Raw genomic sequence first — 15949 nt, forward strand, 5'->3', positions numbered from 1 at the left:
CGCTCGGCCATCGTTTTTGTGTCGTAGACCTTTTTCGGTTCAAAGTCCTTTGCAATTCCGTCTAAAACGTCTGCTTTGAACAGATCTCCTAATTGCGGATTGTAGTGGATTGCGTGAACAATTTCGTGTGTTTCTGAATTGAAATCTGACCAAGCAGATTTTCCTGATAACTGGTTCGGATCTGGATTGATCCATATAACCTTTTTAGAATATTTATCGATTACATAATTGCTCATTATGCTACCCTCACTTTATATTTTACCGCTACATAAACGGGAGTTGTTTCGTTGCCGGTCCTAGGTGTTCCATTAGTGCCATCACTAGCAGGATACAAAGGATTACCAGTCCCTACAGCACTTCCCGGATAAACCGCTGATCCACCATTTTGAATCGCGTTAATCACAAACCCCTGAAACCTGTCTTGTCCCGCGTATCCAACTGCACCACCATCATAATTCCCACCCGCTGCCTTAGCTCTTGTCCCGTGCACCCCGGCACCACGCGGAAAAACCCCACGACGGTCCGGAATGTTAAACGTAGTCGACCCGTCTCCAAATCCGTATTCCACATTTGTAATAATATCCCCTGTTTGAGAAGAAGTGAGATCGAGAATGGAACCGGTTGCGGTTAAAGAAATCTGAAAGTCATTTGTCGTTGGATTTCTTACATAATAATTAGTAAGCCCAGTGATTCCGCCGCCGGTAAATGCAAACTTCACCAGTTGCCCTTCGATGAAGCCGTGGGCATTTACAGTGATTCGATCCGTTGCTGGAACAATTCCGGCTACTGTTTTATGAACCAAATCCCAAAGAGTTGAAAAAGTAGTTCTTGAAATAGATTGTGCATTCGCTTCTTTAAATATAGAAGTAGGTGCAATATTCAGATTATCTTCTATAATGCTTCCCAAAGGAATGAGTAGATTCAAAATATTCGCATCAGTTACGTCGATACGATCTTTTGAATACTGATCATTATCGTATAATCGATCGATTTCATCGTCAATCAAATCCCCGTCCGCGGGTGTATTTTTAGACCAAGTGCGTGTTTTTGTCGGATTAAATACTGCCATTTTCTTACTTTAACTCCTGCTCAAATATTACAAAACGTTCATGCAATCTAAAAGGTTGTTCGATCTTAAAATAAGATCTGACTTGTTCTTTCATTTCCCGCAAATCCATATCTCTAAAGAACTCAGATTCAAGTCCGGACCCGGTTTTCCGAAAGCCTTTCTTCTCGCAGTATTGTAAAAGATTAGTATGATCTGAAAAGGCGCACACTGGTAGCATTTCGATTCTTGCCTTATCTTTACCAGCAATCTCGATCGTGGTTTCTCTAACTAAAATTTGAATCATTGGAACTCCTCTTTTATTATGAAATCATAAACTATCAGATTGTCTTTTGGTTTAGACGGGAATGTCTTAACAAAAAGTAGACCACCGTCCTCATCAAACAGACCGATTTCATTGATACTTTGTCCGATGAGTTCAGACTGCTTGATTGTCGCTTTAAAACTTCGTGTCCCATCTGGATTGTTTTGAATTTCAACGAGCTTCCTAAAAACTTCATTTTGAAGCCCCGTATCCGAATCTTGAGGCGAGCGAGGCACACCAGATTCAAGTCCACCCGTTCCAAATGCAATTTCATACGGTTGGATTCCGACATTGGCCCCGGAGAGAATCGTAAAACCGTTGAGCGGCCAACTGCCATCTAAAATAGATGAACGAAGAGCCGAGCCATATAGTTTTCCGGAGAGTGTCGAAGTTTCGAATCGATAGTTTATAATAGAGCGAACACCGCCTGCACGAATTTGAGCGATCGCTTTGTTAAACTCCGGGCTAACTACGACAGAATCAATCGAGCCAGAAAAAATAACTCGAATTGTAGCCGGTCTTTTTGTGCTTCCTGAGAATGGATATTCTCCATTGAGAGTTAATGATCCATCCAGATACATCGGAATACCTGAATAACATAATTCTTGAATCTCATATAACGTTCCGGTTCCAGCAAGAATCTGAGAACCGATTTCGTTCATCGAATAGATGTCGCCTTTGGACTTCTGCTTTTGTCTTGCGATGGAAAGAAAGATGCGACACCTAAAATCGTCCATTCCGTTCCGTGGTTGTTTAAGATTCTTACCAATAAGATCAAGAATAGCTCCATTTTGAATTCTGTAATCCGTTGTGCCTTTGATCGATTCTAATACAGAACGAACTTCGTTTAACAAATCAAGATCCGCTGTCCATTTCCTTCCGATTTCTGAGTCCGGATCACGAGTAAAAAGAGACGTCGGATATTTTTGCAAGATATCTTCGATCGTCTTCATAGGAAATTGACCAGTATGTTTGCGGTAACGAGCTTAGCTCTTTGTCGGCTGCTAATTGGAAGTTCGTCTAACGTTGCGGGTGCCGAAAGGCCGACCCTGACCGTCATAGATTTGATTCCCAGGACTTTGACAGAATCGTATTCGGACAGGCCGCTTTGTGCAGCGATCAGTTTCCATGCAAAAACATCTTCACCGGTTCCATCTCCTTTGTAAGAGATCGAAATAGGTCCAATTGTATCGACACCGCCAATCACTTTGATACAATTCGTTTTTACAATGGATTCAGAACCAGTTTCCCAGAGAGAAAGGTCACGAACGATGTCGATCTTAACAAAAATGGGAACGTCCGTTGGACGATTGAAGTAGTAAGTCCGAGGAACTCCTTTGTTATCAATCAGAGTCGTCGTTTCTGTTCCTATCGATTCAATTCCACCCGGCCAGTTTTTTAAGAAACAATCTCCGATTTCCGCAGGGGCTCCTCCCTCGATCACAGCTTCCATAGAATGAGGAGGACGGCCTTCCGCGTCTACGAAGTCACCGACATTTTCGTAAACTCTTGCAGAAATTACTGATTCGATATTGTTTAAAGCTCCTTGAACATTTGCTGCAGAGCTTCCGCCGTTGATTCCTTCTTCAAGGAATCGGTTCAGATATTCTGAATCGGTTTCGATCACTCTTCCTTCTCTCGCAGGCTCCGGATTTGTAACGGTATCAATTCCGGTTATCGCCGTATTGATCGTAGTGATGGAATTCGCTCCAACGTTTGCAGAAATTCCGTATTCCAAACTCAAGGCTTGTGCATTCAGTAGAACCGTTCCACCCGAAACAGTTCCCGACTCGATTGTAATAAATTGTAACCCGTTACCGGTTTGGCAGATTGTTCCTATGTTTATAAACGACCCATTCACTCCGGAAAAACGAAGACTGACAATCGCGCGCTTTGCGGGTTGTCTTTCTGAACCAAGAGGATTCAATACTCGATCTAAGGACATACCTTTCGCTGTGTGAGCGAAATTGGAATAAAAGATGCCTTCAGCAAGTTTATAAATTTCGTCTAACTCATCTGCAAGGATCCTCAGCCTTACTCCATCCTCGCTCAAAATCGAAAGATCAATGTCTGATCCAAGTTGTGTCCGATATTTGGTTTCTAAATCGGAGACAATCTCATCTCTCGATTTACGTATGAACCCTTGTTCTGTAACTCCGGCCATCACACTTCCTCCGTAACAAAGCCGTAAATCGTGAGTGCAGAAAATCGAATATTCAATTTACGATCAGTCCCGGAATCTTCGATTATCTCAATGCTATCCACAGAAACGGTCTCGGTGTCCTTTTGTAAAACTTTGCGAACTTCAAGCAGGATTCGTTCTCTCGAAATCTTAGTTGAAAATATCGTATTCCAATCCATTCCGTTCAAAGGTTCGTAGACGGATTCTGCCAGCGAAAGACGAATCGAATGTCTGATTCTTTGAGAGTAATATTCCAAACCTTCGATTACGACCGGCTTTCCGCCTGCGCGAACGATGTCTCGATTCTCAATTTTCAACCCTTTCATCCGATCTTTACCTTTCTTGACAGGATTTGATCTACTTCCGCTTTTCTCAAATTGAGTTGAGTGACAACAGTCGGCGCGAGGCCCGCCGGCGAGCCGGGAACTGTATTCGTTGTAAACAAAGCCGCGTTGTTTATAAAAACATCCAAAATCATCTTAAGAAGTTCTGATAGAGTTTCTCCTAATACGGATGATTCAGACAAATCGATTAAGCCGCCTCGAATTTTGATCGTGTCATCGTCGAGCTGAATCAGAGATTTACCTTGTTTGTGTCCGATAAGAAGACCCGGTAAGTTTCCGGTCATTGCGGGCGGATTCAGTTCACCTTTGAATCCGCATACCACGCAGGCACTTTGTAAATCAAAGAGAGATTCTGAAACAGGAGTGCTTAGTCCGCGAACTGCGTCTGACGTATCATGAGTCGAGAATGAAATCCAAACCGTATCACCACGTTTGTAATCTGGTTTAATGTAAAAGTCTCCGGCCCAAAGAGTCCCGACTCGAATATTTGAAAGAACTGGAAAATCAATTTCTTCGCCTTGTCCGTCTTTCTGTTTAAAAAGAAGCTTCACATTAGCTGTCATCATTGAAGGATTGAACGATTCGATCGTTCCGGGAAGACCGACCTGAACGTTTGCAAGTTGCTTTTTGATCGCTTTTAAGATTACATCATCAAGAGTTATCATAAAGGAAGAACCTCTAACTCTGTATAATTCGAAGTTTGGAATGTAGAGAAGCGATGTTTGCCCTTTACGATTCTACATTCTCCGTCCAGATTTCCACCTTTGACTGCAATTACCTGATTCAATTTAAACTTGTGGCGAAATAGGCTCGTAATCTTCCAGGTTTTTTGATTTTTTTCGGGAACTCCGATCAGCCCGGAGGAGTTGTCTAGGAAAATTGTGCTCGGTTTACTGGGAGGATCGAGCGGGGAAATGTGTAAAAGGCCATCCTGCATCCAGTATTGAGATTTTGTTAGCTCACAGAAACTTTTGATACATTCTCCCAAAGACTTTGTTGCGCTGAAATTGATGACGTTATCTTCTCCTAATGTTATAGATCCCGGTTTGATGTTGCCTTGAGTCAAAATATCGAGGATTACGGTTTGTGCGGGAAGCTTGTTATACGTTTTCATGATATAGAAACTGTTCCAGGAGCCGGCGTTTGCCGAGATAGTGAATTCTAAAATCTTATTTGGTCCTTCTTGTCTCATTCTAGGAAGAATCACTTCGCCGCTTATAACAAGTCCGTTCTCGTCTTTGTATCCGGCGCTTAACATTGCAGTGGGATATAGGAATCCTGCACCTTTTGATTTTGCGCCGACCATTTGCATCGTATCATCATTGGCGTTATAGATTAAAACTTTTGTTATATTCAACTTATCTAAATCAGACTCGAATTCAATGTCAAACGGAGGATAGGTAAACTCTTTTCCAAGTCCTGTCTTTGGAAGAATTTCCAAAGAAACAACACGACCGTAAAGTTTTGGATTTCCGATCATGTTGTTTTCTCGATGATATAGATTTGAACCGTAGAACCGAGTGTGTCTCTGTTTACAGGAATTTCGACAAATTCGTCTCGGTAAAAATCATCGATGGATAGAGGAATTAATTTAATATGATTCGGAAACCCATCGACTACGAAGTGGTTCAAAGGAATTCCGTAGACAAGTTTTGTTGAGAATAGAATTTTGCCCTCCGAGTCCCTAACAAGAGCCGTGATAAAGTCACCAACTGAGTTGTAGTTGAATTCAAACTCGAAATCCTTTCCGCCGATTTCGTATTCATAGCGAATCGGAAACGTTTCGGAGTGAAAAGGTAAGTATTTAAGTGAAAGCATTTTCTATTTACCTTAAAAAAGGGAGATCCCAATACTTTTAGTTTTAGCAGGATTTGGATTGCCCTCTCTGGTATGTTCTTTGATCGGTTGTTTACCCATGGATTTTACGGCGTTCAGATTCCTGGTTTTAGCCTCTACAATCTGAATCGGGAAAATGGATAGGGTCATACTAACATCATCCCCCATATCTTTAGATTCAGAAAAACTAATGTCTCCGATCAACAGGTTTGGAATTTCGTCCATAGTTCTACCTAAGTATCGTTTGTCCGGATCATCGGGCGGAACGTATCGAAAGAAAGATGGAAGCAGAGACAGTATCTTCGTGAATATCCCGTCGGTTGTATAACCGAGAAGCGTAACTAACGTCCCGTTCGTTTGCCAACGAATGAGTGTTTCTAATTTTTCATCCACGGTCACATTGCGGAAAGAAAAGATTGTGATTGAATTGGAAAGAATCGCGCTCAATGAGATTCCTCTTTGACCCGGAATGACGTGATCCGTTACCGATGTTTTTCCTTTCTCTTTTTCAATCGGATGCCCGGTCACTTCGGCAGGATACGAGTGTTGCATTTCTAACGATACATTGATCTCGATTTCAGTATCTCCATCCGTTAGAGCGATTGTATCTCTTCCCGTGATGATTCCCATTACATTACCTCCGGAGAAAGCCCAGCAGAAAGGCCGAGCTTAATCGCTATTTTTTCTAATTCTTTTTCCAAATACTTCGCAAAAATGGACGCGTTCTCCTGAGGAGATCCAGCTCCTAATGTAACATTTGCGATATTGACTGAGATGCCTCCGGAAGATTTTGACCTTCCGAGTGATCCTAAGTCCTTTACAGCAACCAAGTTGTCGTCCGGATCTGTGTGGATTACCTTGCCGGTTTTTGTGATGATGGCATCGTGAACTTTTGTAACGTTATCCGCCTTTCCAGGTGTTCCAAAATTGAAAATACCGGAAGGCAAGATCCCTGAAAAAGCCTCTTTGATCTTTGGGCCTATGTCTTTAAATAGATCTTCTATGATCTTAGGAAGTGATTTAAACCATTCTACGATTTCATCGAAAGCGGCAAAAATTGAAGAAACAGGAAAGAGAGTCCCAACTATAAGCTTTCCATATTTTTTGGCGAGATTGATCAGATAGTCGAAGGCTTGTCCAAATAGTTTTTTAATATCAAAATCTTTGAATGGACCGAGGAAATCCCCGATAATTGATTCGCCTCCGTCCATCCAAACAAGGAGATCGTCCACTATCAAAACGATTGCGGCAATCGTTGCGGCAACAGCCGCGCCTAACGCAATGAAAGGAATCCACGGAGCGATTGCCGCCCATCCGGCTACTGCCATTCCATAAAGAGCGGGAATCATTCCTCCAGCGGTTGCGGAGGCAGCTACAACCATTTTCGCGGCAATGGCTACCAAGACGCCCGTGAATACGGAGCCGAAGATGACGAGACCGCCTTTCACTCGATTGAGCGCATCCTCTCCAACAGTAAAATATTCTAATATACTCACGAATGTAGCAAGAAACGGCTTCATGCCTTCGAGAAGGACTTTTCCAAAGATCTCTTTCAAATCCCCCATCCTTTGATTGTAGGCTTGAAAGATTGCAGACGCAGATTTTAAATGCGAGCCATACGCATCCTGTAGTGCAGAGTTTTCTCTGAGTGCTGTGGAAATCAGCTTTTCTCTTGCAAGACGCTTGGAGGCTTCCGTCATTGCAGAGTTATTGATTTGATTGAATTCTTTTGTATAGGAAGAGAAGAGTTCTCCGTTCTTTTTTAGAAAATCGTCGGACCCGGTTTGTATCGCTTGATACGCTTCGTTCATCGAGGCGGACAGGTCCGTTCCTGTCACTTCCGCAACTTGGGAGAGTCCTGAGAGATTTTTGGAAATGAAGTCAACCGACATACCCGCTTTGATCGCATCGTTCGCAACTTGGGAGAGTCCTCCTTCCGAAGCAAGTCCTTTCGAATCTTGAATTGTTTGTGTGATCGCAGATTGTAGTTTTGGATACTGAGAACCCGAAAGAGTTTGCAGAATTCCATTCTGTCTTTCTAATGCGGCAGCCGCGTCAATGGACGCGGTTGCGAAGGATCCCACCGCGAAAGCAATTCCAATAGCCGCAACTTGTTTGAGCATTCCGGAGAGGGAACCCGCACTATTCGCCGTATCAGACATTTCCTGATTGAGCTTTTCGAGTTCTTTGTCTGTGAGTCCTGCGGCCTTTGCGGTGGCCACTAACTCTGACTCAAGTTTCAGATCTTCACGAGATTTTGAAATCAATTGTTCTATGTTTGATTCTGTAGTTTTAAACTTCTTTGCGAGTTCTGAAATTGCGGGATCGGCTTTCCCAGCAATACTATCTCCGATCGATTCCCCAAACTCTTTGAAAGCAGCCGTCTGCTCATCAGTAAATAAATCAAGAGAACCACCCAAGTCGGCAAACTGAGTTTTTACGGAGTTAAGTTCTTCTTGAACTTCCTTCAACGCATCGGTTGTGTCGCCTCGATTTGTTTTAAGAGCGATGTTTAGTTCTCTCACTGCCATTGATTCTTACTTTTCCTTTATGTATTCGAATTTTTGAATACGATTAAAATCAGGATCCTCTGAGTAGCTTCGCCAAAAACTTCAACTCTTCTGCTTTCTCTTCGGCTTCTCGTTTCTTTCTTCGATCCACAACCTCCATGATCTTTGCGTAAAGAACCGTAGGTGCGTCTTCGATTTCTTTTTGATTAAACTGAGCCGCTCCGAGAATGAACGGCTTCCAAATTTGAATTTCGCAATCGACTTCTTCGTCTATCCACTTGAGAAATTCGTCGACCGAAGGGACTTGTTCAAAGTTTGGGAACCGGTTATTCCAACTCCCACTTAAGAAATCGATTGGCTATTCTTAGCCATACCTCCACATGATTCGGTTCTATGTTGTCTAATGTAGGTTCAAACGAGTGGCCGACAGGTTTAACGCTGAACTTGAAGAACTTGTCTAATAGTTTGTCTTGGTTCAATCCTTCCGTTAATGAAATCGCTTCCTGTCTCCAACGCAGAGCTTTGCGGTTCCCCGGATGTTGGAGTTTGTAGTTTCTTCCATCCACGAATTGGATTGTTGCGACACGCGCATCGTCATCAATGTCTACAAGGATCGGTTCGGTCGGAATCCGTTCCAATTTAGAATCGGCTTTTTGATGTTCCGTTTTTCCAGACGCTTGATCCCGGTTATTTCTCACTATGATATTTTCGTTGTTCATGCTGTTAAAACTCCTTTATAATCCGGAAGAAGAAAAACCCACGTCCGATCCTTGTATTCTTTACCGCGCTCGATCGTGGGCCTTTCCCAGACTCTACCCTGTGCGGAAAAGCCTAACATTCCACCGTCGCTTTTATCTTTCATCGTGAATACACACGGAAGCCGTCCTTCTCCCATTGCGAAAAAGGATTCGTTTTCAGGGGAATCTCCCATAAGAACGATTGTGAGTTTGGCTCTTCCGTCATATACTTCCGAGATATTCCAATCACCTTTGATGCCGACTTGCGACAGGATGTATTCTTTGGTGACGGGTTCGATTTTAAAGAAGCCGTCCGCTTGGCTCATTCCGGAAACTTCACGCCCGTTACAGTTTACGTTTAGTTTCTTTGGGTCCCAAATTCCATTCATTCAATTGCTCCTTTTAGGTAAGTTCACCGTCGATGTCGACTTCGTTGATTGCCCCTCTCAAACGACACGAAAAAACGACGTTAGGCAAAACACGATTGTTCCGATCGTTTGTCGGGATCTCATCGATCGTTTCCGGTAAGTTGATTTTGTATTGATAGTCTCCGAGATCGGAACGAGCTTTGTCCGCATCCGTTTCAACCGGCGCAATGATTCCCTGACGACCGGCTTGAACGAACACTTCGCGCATACGTGCCTCAATCATTTGTATTCCTTGGATTGTATAGGGAACCACGTCGGAGTTCAGGAAAAGACTCGTGATGTTTTCTTTCAATCGAGCCTTTAGCCAAACTCGATTTTCAACGACGTCCGCAAAAACGTTCCCCGTTGAAACTCCAGGGAACGGGATTTGTGCTTTGCCGAAGTCTACGATCAGGTTTCCCTTGTCGGAAAGGATTGAGGACGTTTGTGAGTCTGTATAACCAGAATTTTCTACTCCATCCAACGGTAAGTAAGCGTAGTTATACGATCCCACTCTTCGAGGCGCGGTATTTCCAACCCAGGCCGCTTCCGGAAACGAGTCCGGATTTTTGTGAAGTGTGATATATTCCCAGATTGAATTTCTTCCGACGAGTGTGGTCAGATCGTCGGTGCAGGCAAAATACATTTTCTCGATCGAAGCGAGATAGTCGCCTAACGCACATATTTCACTCTTAATGTGTGTGGTTGCGATCGTCTTAAACCAAGCGTCTTTTCCGGTGTTCCTGAGTGCCGCAATTTCAGCCGCCGCGTTCGCCCATGCTGTGAGTAAATAGACCGCAACTGTTTTCGGTCTCGGAGTTTGCCGGAAAATCTTCGTCGCTTGGATGTATTCTTTATCCGTTGATAGGAATCCAAGTTCCAAAAGATCGTCTGCGGAAGTAATTTCCATGTATCTCTCATAACCCAACGCGGTTTGAGTAAATGCAGAAACGACACCGCTTCCCGCGTTTGCAACTTCGATGACGTCCACAATTTTAGTCACGCCTGCGATATTCGAAACCGCCTCCGCTGCGAGTTTGATTTGATGAGCGGCGGAAGTCGCGACTCCAGTTCCGTTTGTTGCTACGTTGACCGTAATCACATACGGATCGTTCTCGGCTCCGGTTCCGGAACGAACGACACTCAGAGCCGTATTATTTCCGGCGACGACGTATTTCACTTGAATGAACACAACGCCGGGCGTCGCGGATTTCCAGATAAGTCCGGCGGAACCGCTCAGGATTTGTAAGAAATAGATCGGCGCTTTGATCCCTAAGATCATTGGCAATCCGAATCCCATTTGAGAGACCGGAGTGTTTCGCAAGAAAATATTGATCTGGATCGGATCGATTTTCGAAATAGTTTGTGCGCTCATGCTTCCTCCTGGAATTCAACCGACGGCGCGGTCGCAGTTGTTTTTCCTTGTGTTTCGTTGAACTTTCTGGACTTGAATAGAACATCAAATCCTGCCTTGTATTCGTATTGTGTGGATTCTAAAACGGTGGTCCGGTCTTGAACATCACCGGAAACAAGTTGCGGAGTAATTCCGAACGTTTCACACTCAGCCAACCCATTGACGGAATCAAACCAGTCCATTGCTCGTTCGCAAAGATCGAAACAAGTTGCGATTGATGAGTTGTGTAAAAATGAAATGCTGATCGAAGCGTGTTGATTTTTCCGAAAGATCTGTTTGAAGTCTTCCGGGCCGGTTGCTTCTATCCACGAAGATGCGGACTTTGTCGGATCTTGGTTCAGCACGAGAATCTTATAGGAACCGAATGGATAATCTGGTTTCTCTATGTCTTGATCCGAAAGCTCGATTTTTAAAGTTGGATAATCCGTTCTCAAAAACTCTTCGAGTTTATCTATCACGGACCTAATATCTTCAAATCTCATGAATTGCGAATCTCCTTTTTGCAGATATAACGGATAAAGCCAGCTTCAAACATTAGATCTTTCTTATCCTTCACGATATACTTCACGCCCTCGAATTCGAACTTGTCTTCGTAATCTATAGAGAGAGCATTTCCAATTTGATAAAAGTTTCTATCCTCGATCGTATACATTCCTTCCGGAAGAACATAGAGTTGTTTCGAACTTACGGTTGTTACAGGCATATCCATATCAATCGGAGCGGCATAGTTCGTTTGCCACTCTCCTTTTCCGTTTTTGCTCTTTCCGAGTTTTTTAATATACTTCACTGGTCGGATAAATGGCCTCAATGAATCGGCAACACCTGTCAGACTCATGCGGCCACCTCCCCGTTGATTGCATAATTGATCGCATTAAAAAATCTTAAATTATCTCGCAATGGATTTGCGTTGCCTTTCAGGCTGGACGTTAGTCCCGAGAGAGACTTAAAAGGAGGATCGTTATTTACAATCCGATTTTTGATTTCGGAAACGGCTCTGAGTCCAACTCGATGCAGGACTTGTTCCGCTTCGAGCACTCCATTCAAAAAATTGGATATTCCCGTTTCGAATTCTTCCATAACGGCATTTTGGAAGGACTGTAAATCAAAAGTTCCGCGAAGCCAGGAACGCTCCGGAATGACCACCTTTTTGGTGAGAATGAAAAGAGGTTCGAGTTTTCCACCTTCGACCTTTGCTAAAAATGCGGATTTGCCCTTTCGAGGTGGAATGAATTTGAGTCCAGGAATACTACGAGGACTTTTTCCTTTCAATTCAGGATGAAGTGGAATCGTAAGCCATTTAGAATTCTTAGGTCTGATCACAGCACCGAACTCTTGCGCTCCCGCAATCACAAGCAAATCGCTATCGACAGATCCGACGAGTCCCACGGTTATCGTTGCAGACTCGATATATTCCAAACCTTTGATGAGTTCATCCAGGTTCGTATTGTCTTCGATGACGGCAGGCATTATCCCAGTCTTCCTTTTAAGCCGAGAATTTCGGTTCGTTTCTTGTTATACATGTCCAACCACGATACTTGCATAGAAGGGAATATGTTCGTATCATAGTTACGAGATACTCCATCTACGGATTCTGCCATGACTTCATTTTTCATCTGACCATTATTGAAGAGCAAGACAGCCGCATAAGAACGGTGCAATACATTGAACCTCGGATGTGATTCCTGAAGTCCCGTGTTGTCGACCACACTGTCAGCGGCCTCGTCGAGATACAAACGGAGAGTTCCGTCTGAAACCTCAGCGATCGGATCGCCAACGTAGTCCTTAAGTTCGGCTATGCTTGCTCTCATTTGTGTCAGATCCTTATACGGTTTTAACCGTATGAGTTCCGTAACGCATCACGATCCCTTTGGATTGGTAAACGTGAATTCCACCGACCTTTTCAAAAGCCCTTACTCTCATTTGCCCGTCGAAAGCATTAAACGTTTCTTCTACAACTTCCAAGTCCCTTGCGATGATGATCTCGGCAACGTCGGAAGCATCGTCGAAAACGCAAAATCCACCGACGGAATCGTTTCCGATTTTTTTGTTCAGGATGTTGTAAGACAAATCCTTCGTTCGAATAAATCCGCGAGGGAAAAAGAGTTCTTTATTCTGCAGAAGCCACTGAAGTGTTGTCACGTTCGAGCTACTGGAAACAGGCATGAGCAGACGAAGGTAGTCTTCGTCATCGATCAGGATTCCTGCTGCCGAGAATTTACCGCTCCCTTCCAACTCCGCCTTAGCATCAACGATGTCCGCAAGGATCTGTTCGGGTGTCTTATATTTCCAGAGTCGTTTCGAAATTCCAGTTTTACCATTTCCTACTTCAGAAATCTGACCTTCGTTGATCCCAGGCCAATTAAACAGGCCGTTTTTGATTTTCTTACCAGACAGACTCCATCCGTGAAAAATAACCCGATTTTCCTTCTCGGCAATATAACGTCTGGTTCCGTTCAGTCTCTTTTCGGACACTGGATATTCGCTACCTTTGCCAGATTGCCTGCGCGCTTCCGCCGCATCCAAATCGTCCTGCGTGATCCGAAAACCCGACTCGATAACCAACAAATTGTCAGTTTCTTTTGTGGCTTTTTCGCCAACTAAGGGCAAACCGTCCGCATCCGAACCGGATTCTCTGATCCTTGCGGAACCTGTATCCTCTACGCTTTCAGCCGAATAGGAATGTGAGTAGGTCGGCGTATCCGAATTCACATCAAAAATATTTCTTGCTACAAGTTCGTTTTTTCTCGGAGTTAATAGCTCTTTCTTAATGTGTTCCGAGTCTTCTTTTCTAAAAATTGTCTCAGCCATCGATAACCTCCTTAATTATCCAATGTGATCGTGTAAAAACCGGACGCCAGATTGAGTTCTGCGATTCCAATCTCTTGCTTAGAGGCAAACTTAACCCCAGTGATAACGGCGGTTTTACCAGGAATCGCAGTCGTTCTAAAGGAACCGGCGAGGATATCACCTTCGCTCACGACACGAACTCGAACCGGATCAAATTCCGTTGTTACCTCTTCACAAGGAACCCAGACATATCCTTTCTCAACGAATGTGCAGAGTTGGCCATCTTCGTAGGAAAGTTTTTTCAGATCCCCCGCCGCAGTGGAATAGGATGTTACGCCATCAAATCGCAAATCAGAAACAATCTTTGTCAGTGAGGTCATTGCAATAGCCGACATTACACCAGAGCCGTCACCCAGTAGTTCAACAGAGATAATTCCGTTGATTGTAGTATCTGCTTCCAGTGCCGACTTGATTTGTGAAGCTATCGATGCAATCGCAGCCGAACCGTTCGTTGCCGCATTGATTGTAATTCGGTAGGGATTATCTTGTGTCCCTTGACCCGTAACAGCCATACTTAATGTAGCGTTATTGGTCCCTGGATTTACGATCGCAATAGCAGCCCAAATGTTCGGCGAACGAGTCGTTACCCTGATTCCCGAATTTCCTACGCCAATGTCTTTGCTGTCTTGAATTGGGTCTGCACTCATAACCGAAACCCCTTCGCCACCGGCAACGAGCATAATAGCGGAACCAAAGGGCAACCTACCAACAGACACAACACTACCGCGCTTACGTTCGTCGTTTGAATCTCTGGATGCAGTTCCGTAAAGTCCGGGCTTTTCGTTATACAATCCCGCGTCGGGAACGGATGCGCCCATAAGAGAGAGTAACGCAGTCCCGCCAAACGGGAAATACACCTTTACGAATTCAACAGGCCCCACATCAAAAAGCGTGACTCCGTAGACTGTAGCGAAAAGTAGAAATAAAAAACGTAACAAAGTATTGAATTTCATTTTTACTGATCTCCTCTTTTGTTCATCTTCAGCCGTGCATCCTGAATCGTTTTCAGATCATCAGAGTCCTGCTTAGGTGTTCCGTTTTGCTTTTCTCCTTGGCCGTTTCCACCGCCTCGAACCAAGGCCTTTTCCCGTGCGAGCTCGACCGCAGACTCATACCGTAGATTTAACGCTGGGTCCTCCATCGAATCCAAACGAACTCCTTCCGCAGGAGGGAAAGCCTCGTTGATTACGAGAATTTTCAACTCTCTTTCGGAAAGACCGTCGGTCTTTGCATCCGCCTTGATCGACTTCACGGTTTCGACTAACTTGATCCGATCGCGAGCGATCGCGTCCTGAGTTGCGGGGGCGACGGCGGCGGCGAGAAGCTTTTTCATTTCCGCAAGGGCTTCCGTTAACGTAGCGACTTGCGTAGTTAGGGATTTGATAAGATCGTCTTTTGTCTTATCTGTTTCTTGGGACGGCGCTTGAGTTTTCTTATCGTCCGGTGTTGTGGTTGTTTGTTTTGGGTCTTGATTCGGATCTTCGCTTGCATCCAAGCGAACTCCGAGCCGCTTTAAAAAGCCCTTTACTTCTTGAGCAATTTTAGAGCCTTTTACTTCTTCATCTTTCATAATTTCTCCTTGGGAAGAATCCGTTTTGATAACGGCGATATTTACATTATCCGGAATGTCAGCGTGATCCAGGTAGGCGCGAACGGATTCACCGCCTCGACCTTTCCCAGTATGAGCAGAGTGATTGAATCGAATCTCTCTCTGAACAACATCGTATCCTTGACCTTCAAAAACGCCCGGTGTCCAATCCAGACGGGAGCGAAACCCAGGGGATACCTGAAGCTTCTCACCTCGTTTCAAAGAGTCTTTTAATTCTGCGTCCCAAATCGTTTCCTTAACCCAAATTGCACCATCCTTCACCTCAACGGAATCACCGAGGGAACCTTTCGCATACTTCGAATAGTTCTTGTCTGTGATTAGCCCATCGTTATCCGAAATAGGAGGATGACCGTCGCAAATGGGTCGCCCCGGTATAGACGCGAGAGTTTCCGGAGAGAATAACTCTTCCGGTAGTTTTGCTTCTCGAACAATTCTTCCATCAGGGTAAACGTATTGGAATACACCGGCACGAGCGAGGACAAGAGGGCACCGCAGAACGGTTTCATCCTCTGTCAGTCCTTCCAGCTCGATGGTTGCAGAATCGTAACGAATTCCTTTTTCCGGTTTCACGAGATAGGATCATAACTCACCTACCGTTTTGAAACAAGGCCGCCAAGTCACTGCAGAGGCCGCAATTTCCGCCCGTTCTATGGAGAGTTAAAAGGTTTTTTAGAAAGAGAAAGATAGGAAAAT

Annotated in this window: 22 protein-coding genes (1 of these 22 cut by a window edge); all 22 read right to left on the bottom strand. The window is 44.3% G+C overall.

Annotation, left to right across the window (positions count from 1 at the left end; translation table 11 throughout):
* Tightly spaced (at most 52 nt apart), the 22 genes in view from FHG67_RS09580 to FHG67_RS09685 form a layout consistent with a single transcriptional unit that may run on beyond the window.
* On the bottom strand, nucleotides 1-236 hold the 5' end (the start) of the coding sequence (locus FHG67_RS09580) for a DUF4376 domain-containing protein (protein WP_004495800.1). The gene continues 490 nt to the left of window position 1, outside the view; only the first 236 of its 726 coding nucleotides appear in the window; its start codon is at nucleotides 234-236; its stop codon lies off the left edge, out of view.
* Nucleotides 236-1069, bottom strand: a complete 834-nt coding sequence (locus FHG67_RS09585; RefSeq protein ID WP_004495873.1) for a hypothetical protein — start codon at nucleotides 1067-1069, stop codon at nucleotides 236-238. The genes FHG67_RS09580 and FHG67_RS09585 overlap by 1 nt, the downstream gene beginning before the upstream one ends.
* 4 nt (nucleotides 1070-1073) lie before the next feature.
* On the bottom strand, nucleotides 1074-1352 hold the full coding sequence (locus tag FHG67_RS09590; protein ID WP_004496075.1) for an LA_1064 family peroxide-responsive upregulated protein: 279 nt from the start codon (nucleotides 1350-1352) through the stop codon (nucleotides 1074-1076).
* Nucleotides 1349-2323, bottom strand: coding sequence for a phage tail protein (locus FHG67_RS09595; RefSeq protein ID WP_142499753.1), 975 nt, complete (start codon nucleotides 2321-2323; stop codon nucleotides 1349-1351). Before FHG67_RS09595 ends, FHG67_RS09590 begins: the two co-directional genes overlap by 4 nt.
* Nucleotides 2320-3534 carry a baseplate J/gp47 family protein gene (locus FHG67_RS09600; RefSeq protein ID WP_004495817.1) on the bottom strand — a complete coding sequence of 405 codons (1215 nt, stop codon included), beginning with the start codon at nucleotides 3532-3534 and terminating at the stop codon, nucleotides 2320-2322. Before FHG67_RS09600 ends, FHG67_RS09595 begins: the two co-directional genes overlap by 4 nt.
* Nucleotides 3534-3878 (bottom strand): contractile injection system sheath initiator, encoded by a 345-nt coding sequence (locus FHG67_RS09605; RefSeq protein WP_142499754.1) that lies wholly within the window; start codon nucleotides 3876-3878, stop codon nucleotides 3534-3536. The genes FHG67_RS09600 and FHG67_RS09605 overlap by 1 nt, the downstream gene beginning before the upstream one ends.
* Nucleotides 3875-4558, bottom strand: a complete 684-nt coding sequence (locus FHG67_RS09610) for a Gp138 family membrane-puncturing spike protein (protein ID WP_172616529.1) — start codon at nucleotides 4556-4558, stop codon at nucleotides 3875-3877. The genes FHG67_RS09605 and FHG67_RS09610 overlap by 4 nt, the downstream gene beginning before the upstream one ends.
* Nucleotides 4558-5376, bottom strand: coding sequence for a phage protein (locus FHG67_RS09615; RefSeq protein WP_061235236.1), 819 nt, complete (start codon nucleotides 5374-5376; stop codon nucleotides 4558-4560). Before FHG67_RS09615 ends, FHG67_RS09610 begins: the two co-directional genes overlap by 1 nt.
* Nucleotides 5373-5714, bottom strand: a complete 342-nt coding sequence (locus FHG67_RS09620; RefSeq protein ID WP_061235237.1) for a phage baseplate plug family protein — start codon at nucleotides 5712-5714, stop codon at nucleotides 5373-5375. The genes FHG67_RS09615 and FHG67_RS09620 overlap by 4 nt, the downstream gene beginning before the upstream one ends.
* Before the next feature lie 12 nt (nucleotides 5715-5726).
* The gene (locus tag FHG67_RS09625; protein WP_016759906.1) at nucleotides 5727-6362 is read right to left on the bottom strand and encodes a phage baseplate protein; all 636 of its coding nucleotides are present in this window, start codon (nucleotides 6360-6362) and stop codon (nucleotides 5727-5729) included.
* Nucleotides 6362-8263: an LIC12611 family phage tail protein gene (locus FHG67_RS09630; protein WP_142499756.1), complete on the bottom strand. Its 1902-nt coding sequence runs from the start codon at nucleotides 8261-8263 to the stop codon at nucleotides 6362-6364. Before FHG67_RS09630 ends, FHG67_RS09625 begins: the two co-directional genes overlap by 1 nt.
* A gap of 49 nt (nucleotides 8264-8312) precedes the next feature.
* A complete protein-coding gene (locus tag FHG67_RS09635; protein WP_026054175.1) occupies nucleotides 8313-8516 on the bottom strand; it encodes a hypothetical protein in 204 nt (67 codons plus the stop codon).
* Nucleotides 8517-8568: 52 nt separating this feature from the next.
* Entirely contained in the window at nucleotides 8569-8961 is a 393-nt protein-coding gene (locus FHG67_RS09640; RefSeq protein WP_004498639.1) for an LIC_12613 family protein, read from the bottom strand.
* Nucleotides 8958-9368, bottom strand: coding sequence for a phage structural protein (locus tag FHG67_RS09645; protein WP_004498675.1), 411 nt, complete (start codon nucleotides 9366-9368; stop codon nucleotides 8958-8960). Before FHG67_RS09645 ends, FHG67_RS09640 begins: the two co-directional genes overlap by 4 nt.
* Before the next feature lie 13 nt (nucleotides 9369-9381).
* Nucleotides 9382-10761, bottom strand: coding sequence for a DUF3383 family protein (locus tag FHG67_RS09650; RefSeq protein ID WP_016759908.1), 1380 nt, complete (start codon nucleotides 10759-10761; stop codon nucleotides 9382-9384).
* Nucleotides 10758-11282: a phage neck terminator protein gene (locus tag FHG67_RS09655; RefSeq protein WP_004498645.1), complete on the bottom strand. Its 525-nt coding sequence runs from the start codon at nucleotides 11280-11282 to the stop codon at nucleotides 10758-10760. Before FHG67_RS09655 ends, FHG67_RS09650 begins: the two co-directional genes overlap by 4 nt.
* A complete protein-coding gene (locus tag FHG67_RS09660) occupies nucleotides 11279-11635 on the bottom strand; it encodes a hypothetical protein (RefSeq protein ID WP_000059742.1) in 357 nt (118 codons plus the stop codon). Before FHG67_RS09660 ends, FHG67_RS09655 begins: the two co-directional genes overlap by 4 nt.
* The gene (locus tag FHG67_RS09665) at nucleotides 11632-12267 is read right to left on the bottom strand and encodes a hypothetical protein (RefSeq protein WP_004498656.1); all 636 of its coding nucleotides are present in this window, start codon (nucleotides 12265-12267) and stop codon (nucleotides 11632-11634) included. The genes FHG67_RS09660 and FHG67_RS09665 overlap by 4 nt, the downstream gene beginning before the upstream one ends.
* Entirely contained in the window at nucleotides 12267-12608 is a 342-nt protein-coding gene (locus FHG67_RS09670; protein WP_004496054.1) for a hypothetical protein, read from the bottom strand. The genes FHG67_RS09665 and FHG67_RS09670 overlap by 1 nt, the downstream gene beginning before the upstream one ends.
* A gap of 13 nt (nucleotides 12609-12621) precedes the next feature.
* Entirely contained in the window at nucleotides 12622-13608 is a 987-nt protein-coding gene (locus tag FHG67_RS09675) for a major capsid family protein (RefSeq protein ID WP_004496010.1), read from the bottom strand.
* An 11-nt stretch (nucleotides 13609-13619) separates the two neighbouring features.
* A complete protein-coding gene (locus FHG67_RS09680) occupies nucleotides 13620-14600 on the bottom strand; it encodes a structural cement protein Gp24 (RefSeq protein WP_004495946.1) in 981 nt (326 codons plus the stop codon).
* A gap of 2 nt (nucleotides 14601-14602) precedes the next feature.
* A complete protein-coding gene (locus FHG67_RS09685; protein WP_004495864.1) occupies nucleotides 14603-15826 on the bottom strand; it encodes a DUF2213 domain-containing protein in 1224 nt (407 codons plus the stop codon).
* Nucleotides 15827-15949: the final 123 nt, after the last annotated feature.

This window comes from Leptospira weilii, assembly GCF_006874765.1.
Classification (GTDB): Bacteria; Spirochaetota; Leptospiria; order Leptospirales; family Leptospiraceae; genus Leptospira; species Leptospira weilii.